At 39.4% G+C, this 4,904-nt stretch carries 4 protein-coding genes; 2 read left to right on the forward strand and 2 right to left on the reverse strand.

Going from position 1 to position 4,904, the window contains the following annotated elements:
• On the forward strand, positions 1-768 hold a 768-nt coding region (locus NTU69_02510), incomplete at its 5' end, for a L,D-transpeptidase family protein (protein ID MCX5802401.1).
• Entirely contained in the window at positions 746-1,624 is an 879-nt protein-coding gene (locus NTU69_02515; GenBank protein MCX5802402.1) for a succinylglutamate desuccinylase/aspartoacylase family protein, read from the forward strand. The genes NTU69_02510 and NTU69_02515, both read left to right, overlap by 23 nt.
• Before the next feature lie 40 nt (positions 1,625-1,664).
• On the opposite strand, the gene NTU69_02520 is transcribed toward NTU69_02515, so the two are convergent.
• Together NTU69_02520 and NTU69_02525 are read right to left on the reverse strand one after the other, a co-directional pair.
• Positions 1,665-3,845 carry a glycoside hydrolase family 57 protein gene (locus NTU69_02520; protein MCX5802403.1) on the reverse strand — a complete coding sequence of 727 codons (2,181 nt, stop codon included), beginning with the start codon at positions 3,843-3,845 and terminating at the stop codon, positions 1,665-1,667.
• A gap of 208 nt (positions 3,846-4,053) precedes the next feature.
• Complete coding sequence (locus NTU69_02525) at positions 4,054-4,533, reverse strand: YfcE family phosphodiesterase (GenBank protein ID MCX5802404.1); 480 nt, start codon at positions 4,531-4,533, stop codon at positions 4,054-4,056.
• Positions 4,534-4,904 lie beyond the last annotated feature (371 nt).

A 4,904-nucleotide genomic window follows, 5' to 3' on the forward strand; every position in this document is an offset into this window, starting at 1 on the left:
CTCTCCCTCTTCAGGTTTGCAGGTGGGAAGTTTTCCCTTGTCAAAACCTACCGGTGCATCGTCGGTGCAAACCATCAGAATAAACAAAAATTAGGGGATAGAGCTACCCCTGAAGGGGTATTCTTTTTCATAAGATTTATCCCTAAAAAAGAAGTGCCAAAGACCTATGGCTATGGTGCCTTTGTCCTCAATTACCCCAACTTCCTTGCGAAAAAAGAGGGAAAGAAGGGGGGCGGTATCTGGCTTAACGGACATAGTGCTGATAAGAATATAGGGAAAGACCTCCTGAATACAAAAGGATGTATAGTTATTGACAACAGCTCCCTTCAAGAGCTCTCTACCTATGTCAAACCAAACGGTACCCCGATCGTGATTGTGGATAAGGTAGAAGCTATCTCTCAGAAGAACCAGGATGAATTATCAGGGGAACTCAAGACCTTCCTCAATTCATGGAGGGAGGCATGGGAGAGTATCGATACAAAAAGGTATTTAAGCTTCTATGCCCCTGACTTTATCAGCGGTGATGGGATGAGCTACAGTGCCTTTAAACAGCACAAAGAGAGGGTGAACAGCACGAAAAAGGTCATAAAGGTGAACATCGAAAATACCGCAATCTTCATGCCACAGGAATACAAAGGAGAGATCGCTGTGGTGAGGTTTCGGCAAAAATACCACTCGAATAACTTTGACAGTGAATCGAAAAAAATATTCTATTTAAAGAAGGAAAATACCAGGTGGCTTATCATTGGCGAATCAACATTTTCCTAAAAACTTCCTGACAACCATCATTGTTGTTTCATTCTGCCTCTTGTCCCAAACAGGTTGCAACTCCCCTGTAGAATCTCCTCAAAAGGTTCAAAAATATTTTAGTGGCACCAATCAGGAAGTTACGGTCTATTCTATCAAAGGAGAAAGCAAGGGACCTACGCTTCTAATCATTGCTGGCATACACGGGGATGAGTCTTCATGTCCTATGGTCGCAGATAGATATATCAATATCAAAATAAAAAAGGGGAATCTTATTGTGGTTCCCCGCTTAAACCTGCCTGCAATAACAGCACAAAGACGGAATGGTCTTGGTGGCGATATGAATCGCCTTTTTGACATGCCTGAGAGAAACCAGAATAACCCTGACCTTAAAGTGGTAAACCTGGCCAAATCTTTGATTAAAAACGCCGATTATGTGCTGAATCTCCATCAGGGCAGAGGTTTTTATTCACCTACCTGGATCAGTCACAAAAGAAACCCCAAGAGATGGGGGCAATGTAATGTTATTGACACACCGTCATTTGACCTGCCAAACGGTGAAAAACTCGAATTAGAAAATTTTGCTCAAAGGTTAGCCCGAAGAATAAACTCTAAAATAAAGGATAATAATTACCACTTTCTGGTGAATAATACCAACACAGCAAGCGAAAATACTGTCCACAAGGAACAAAGAAAATCTCTTACCTACTATGCATTGATAAACCAGCATAAAGTAGCTCTGGGGCTTGAGGTCACAAAGAATTGCCCGTATTCTCAAGCTGTTGCCTTCTTGACTATTGCAATAAATTCGACAATCGAAGAAACAGGAATCATACCTGAAGCGGTTCCTTCAGAAACAGTAGGCAGTAAGCAGTAGGCAGTTGCTCTCAGCTCTCAGCTCTCAGCTCTCAGCTATTTTACACATACCACATCTCCATCTCAAACGTCTTTGCAGGCTTACCGGTAGAAAGATATCCTCTTTTAGGAATCCTATCCACTTCCATCCCCTTTATCTTCAACGAAACCCATATATTTATTTTCTCCTTTTCTGTCAAACCGAGCACATCAAAGGGGATACCTATCTCTAAAATTTCCGAAAATTCAATAGAAATGGGCAGGTCTCTCGATTCATAGTTTCCGTTTTCTTTCTTTAAGAAACTTTCCCTTACCTTATTTGCAATATAATAAATAATCTTTAAGGACTCTTTCCCCACTAAATTGACCTCAAAGGAAACGTCCTCAATGTTATGTATAAAGGTTTTATCAATATCCACCCTTAAAAATAGTGAATTTTCATTGAATCCAAAATAGCATCCCGTTATAAGTGAGACAGCCTCATGCATTGCCACGCCGTGCCCTTTTCCTTCAACAAATCCCGTGCCCATCCATTCAAAATAATTTGTTACTTCCCCGTCTATTTTAGGATAGATGAAGTTCACGGGTTCCCTTAAAGGTTTTACCTCCCGATCCTCAAGGATAATAGGGATGCTCAGTATTTCTGGCGGCTGTTTCCCCAGGAATCTATACACATTCGAAAGACTTTCACGAAAAAGAAAATCAAATATATCATCGTTCTCAGAAGAGTGGTCATCACCATACCACCAGAACCAATCACTTCCCTCTGCAATATAGATAGATTCCCAGGCGTCCTTGTTTTTCTTATCAGGGTCTTCGACCTCTAAAAAATCCCTTGTCTCTGAAAGCAAGGTCCATCCAGTATTATCTTCAACCTGGCCAATCCATATAGAGAAATTGTGTCCGATCCATGAACCTGCATAACTGTGATTGAGAACCCCATAATCTCCCGCATCTTTAAGATAATCGGATACAGTAGTAGATATAATATTTTCTTCCTTTAATACCCCCTCGTAGAGGTATTTTAAAAAATCTATTCCATCGTTCCTGTAATTTTCCCAGGCGTTCTCTCCATCCATAGCAATCGTAATGAGTGGCATCCTTATCTTTCCTCTGACAGATTCTCCAATCTTCTTTATCCTCGCTATGCAATCCTTCGCAGCTTCCTTTGGATCCCACCTTGAATAATGAAAAGATATCAGGTCTGAAAGACCCTTATCCCTGAATACAACATTTATGTACTTCCCTGCTTTCTCATACCTGTATGGTTTATACAAAATTTCCGGATTAAACAAACAACCATCCCTATCCCTTTTACATTCCATTCTTAAACTCTGAAAAAGAATCTCTTCATCTGTTGCCACCCATTCTATTCCATGTTCCATATATAATTTAAGCGCATCATCACTCACAGACCCTTCCGGAGGCCACATCCCTTTCGGAGCAGATTTAAATATTCCATTGAAAAGTTCAATGGCCCTCTTTATCTGGTAAGACGCATCTTCAGGCTTTGCAAAAAGCCTTTCAGGCAACTCCACATTCGGCATTGCCTCTCTTGCAACCTGACTGTCTATAAGCAATGGGATTATAGGATGATAAAATGGTGATGTGGATATTTCTATTTTACCAGCTGATGCAAGCTCTCTGTAGAGAGGTATGATGCCTTTTAAAATGCCTTTTTGCACACCTTCTAATATTTTTTTATCCTCTTCGCTAAATGCCTGACCTTTTGACTTCAAAGATTTCAGATCATCATATAAATCAAAGAAAACAGGGTCTATCCATGAGAGAAAAAAGAGTACCTGAATATCCCGCAGTTCCTCATCAGTAAAATACCCTTTTATCTTTTCTATTCCTTCTCTGGGATAGTAAAAACCCCTCTTCCTCAGGAGGTCATAATATCTCGGATATGGCTTTATCATGTTCTCCCAGTTGGCACTGAAAAAATTCATCAACAAGAACGTCTTCTCTGTATCGGACAAATCCTTAGGTGCCTTCTTAAATATTTCAAGAAAATTATCCTTCGCATCTAAGTTCTCATAGTCGAGCAATTGTAACAAAAGCGAAGGAACAAGATTAAAATTTTGCTTTAACCCTTCAAATCCTTTCAGGAGATAAGCCATATCAAAATAATCTTTAGTTCCGTGAAGTAAAACCCATGGAAGGAGATATTCTCCCGTATACAGATTCTTATAGTATGGTTGATGCATATGCCAGAGAAAAGCGAGATAGACTGAATCCATCAGTGGTACCACCTTAAATAAGAATAACCAATGACCAAATTACAAATTCCAGAGAGAAAAACAATCATCAATAACCAAATCTCAATAACCAAACGAAAAACAATAGTCAATCTGGAATCTGTCTGGAGCTTGGAAAATTGATTATTGGATGTTGTTTGGTTATTGGTGCTTGATAATTGGTTATTGTTCTTTAATTGGTTATTAATATTCATGGAATCTCAATATGTCGCAAGATAATCTCATCTTCTATTTCCATCATGCCCACTGTTCCTTTATACGAATAAGAACCTCTAAAAGCCCCGGGATTGAACATAAACACATCCTCCTTTTTAATATTTAAAGGGATGTGTGAATGTCCAAAGATTATAACATCTACATCTTTGAATTCGCTGAATACCACGTTTTCAATACCATGGGGAGAACCTCTCCCGTGTATTATCCCAATCCTCTTCCCCATAACTTCTTCTATTCTTTTTTCAGGAAGAATGGCCTTTACCTCAAAATCGTCCATGTTCCCTCTCACCGCTTTAAGTTCCCAATTGCAGAGATAATCATAGACCTCTATGCCTGTCATATCGCCTGCATGTATTATCATGCCTACATTATTAAATAATCTCTGTAATTTTTCTTTGAAATCATTGGTTACCTTACCAAGATGAGTATCAGATATCACACCTACCCTGAACATATCGAGCATTACTTTATATAAAAAAATCTTTTATGTCAACGAGCCAGGTTAGCTCATAGCTCATGGCTCATAGTTCATGGCAAAATCACCTGACACCGAGGAAAGGGGTCGAGGGGTCAAGCTTCTTAAACTCACTTGAACCCTTGAATCCTTGAATCCTTTTAAAACCAGTTCATGGCTCTTAGCTCATGGTTTTAAAACCTTTACCCTGCCTGCTGCAGGCAGGTATGAGCTATCAGCTAAGAGCTAAATGGTTCACGGCCAAAATTGACTTACAGGGCTTAAGAATGTTAGATTGATAGGATGGAATTTGTCCAGAAATTACACAGGAAATTTTATATATACCTATTAAAAGAGATCTCCTGCATATT

The organism is Pseudomonadota bacterium, from assembly GCA_026388215.1.
GTDB lineage: Bacteria > Desulfobacterota > Syntrophorhabdia > Syntrophorhabdales > Syntrophorhabdaceae > JAPLKF01.